The sequence below is a fragment of the Hongsoonwoonella zoysiae genome (genome assembly GCF_013266695.1).
GTDB classification, from domain to species: domain Bacteria; phylum Pseudomonadota; class Alphaproteobacteria; order Rhizobiales; family Stappiaceae; genus Hongsoonwoonella; species Hongsoonwoonella zoysiae.
In genome coordinates this window covers 1-1,477 of the sequence record NZ_JABRXF010000005.1, presented here as the reverse complement: position 1 = coordinate 1,477, position 1,477 = coordinate 1, and the positions used below count along the sequence as shown (strand labels likewise).

Here is a 1,477-nt window from a genome sequence, read left to right as displayed (position 1 = left end):
CCCCATCTGCTTGTTCACGAAGCTGCCGACAATGTCGGCGTTGTTGTGGTTGAAGGTCTGAAGGCTGGCACGAAGATGCTTTGCTGCATCACGCACGACAACTCGACGTTCGAGCTGACATCGAAGGCGGATGTGCCGATCGGGCACAAGATCGCGCTTAAGGACCTGAAGGCGGGCGACACGGCGGTCAAATACGGCGAGGACATCGGCAAGTTCGTCGCCGACGTTGAGGAGGGCGGCCACGTCCACACCCACAATCTGAAGACCAAGCGCTGGTAAGGACGGATCAATGGCTTCCAAATACTCGAACATGACGTTCATGGGCTATCGGCGGGACAATGGCCGGGTGGGCGTTCGCAACCATGTGCTGATCCTGCCGCTTGACGACATCTCCAACGCGGCCTGCGAGGCGGTGGCGAACAACATCAAGGGGACGCTGGCGATCCCTCACGCCTATGGGCGGCTGCAGTTCGGCGAGGATCTCGAGCTTCATTTCCGCACGATCATCGGCACGGGCGCCAACCCGAATGTTGCGGCGGTCGTCGTCATCGGCATCGAGCCGGGATGGACGAAGAGGGTGGTCGACGGCATCGCCGCGACCGGAAAGCCCGTGCAGGGTTTTTCCATCGAGCAGAACGGCGATCTGAAGACCATTATGGACGCCTCGCGCGCGGCCAAGGAGATGGTGCACTACGCTTCCGAGCTGCAGCGCGAGGAGTGCTCGATCTCCGAGCTTTGGGTCTCCACGAAATGCGGCGAGAGCGACACGACGACGGGCCTCGGCTCGTGCCCGACGGTGGGCAACATGTACGACAAGCTGCTTCCGGAGGGCATCTACGGCTGCTTCGGCGAGACGTCGGAGATCACCGGGGCGGAGCACATCTGCAAGGCGCGGGCGATCAATCCGGAGGTGGGCGAGCGCTGGTACAAGATGTGGAAGGCCTATCAGGACGACGTCATCTTCGCCCACCAGACGGACGATCTGTCCGACAGCCAGCCGACGAAGGGCAACATCGAAGGCGGCTTGACGACGATCGAGGAGAAGGCGCTCGGCAATCTTGAGAAGATCGGCCGCACGTCGAGATACATCGACATTCTGGAGCCGGCGGAAGCGCCGAAATCGGGCAAGGGTCTCTACTTCATGGATTCCTCGTCGGCTGCGGCGGAATGCGTGACGCTGATGGCGGCGGGCGGCTATGTGGTGCACACCTTCCCGACGGGCCAGGGCAATGTGATCGGCAACCCGATCGTGCCGGTGATCAAGATCACGGCCAACCCGCGCACGGTGCGCACCATGAGCGAGCACGTCGACGTCGACGTGTCGGGCATCCTGCGCCGGGAGATGACGATCGACGAGGCGGGCGACGCGCTCATCGACATGATCGTGCGCACCTCGAACGGCCGCAACACCGCCGCAGAAGCCCTCGGACACCGCGAGTTCTCCATGACCAAGCTCTACAGAAGCGCCTGAGTAACG

Annotated in this window: 2 protein-coding genes; both read left to right on the top strand. The window is 62.5% G+C overall.

Translation table 11 applies throughout. The annotated features are described in order from the left end of the window. Positions 1 to 279 (top strand): UxaA family hydrolase (locus HPQ64_RS20190; protein WP_246270847.1); only part of this gene is annotated, 279 nt, incomplete at its 5' end. A 10-nt stretch (positions 280 to 289) separates the two neighbouring features. Further along, on the top strand, positions 290 to 1,471 hold the full coding sequence (locus HPQ64_RS20185) for a UxaA family hydrolase (RefSeq protein WP_172890464.1): 1,182 nt from the start codon (positions 290 to 292) through the stop codon (positions 1,469 to 1,471). Positions 1,472 to 1,477: the final 6 nt, after the last annotated feature.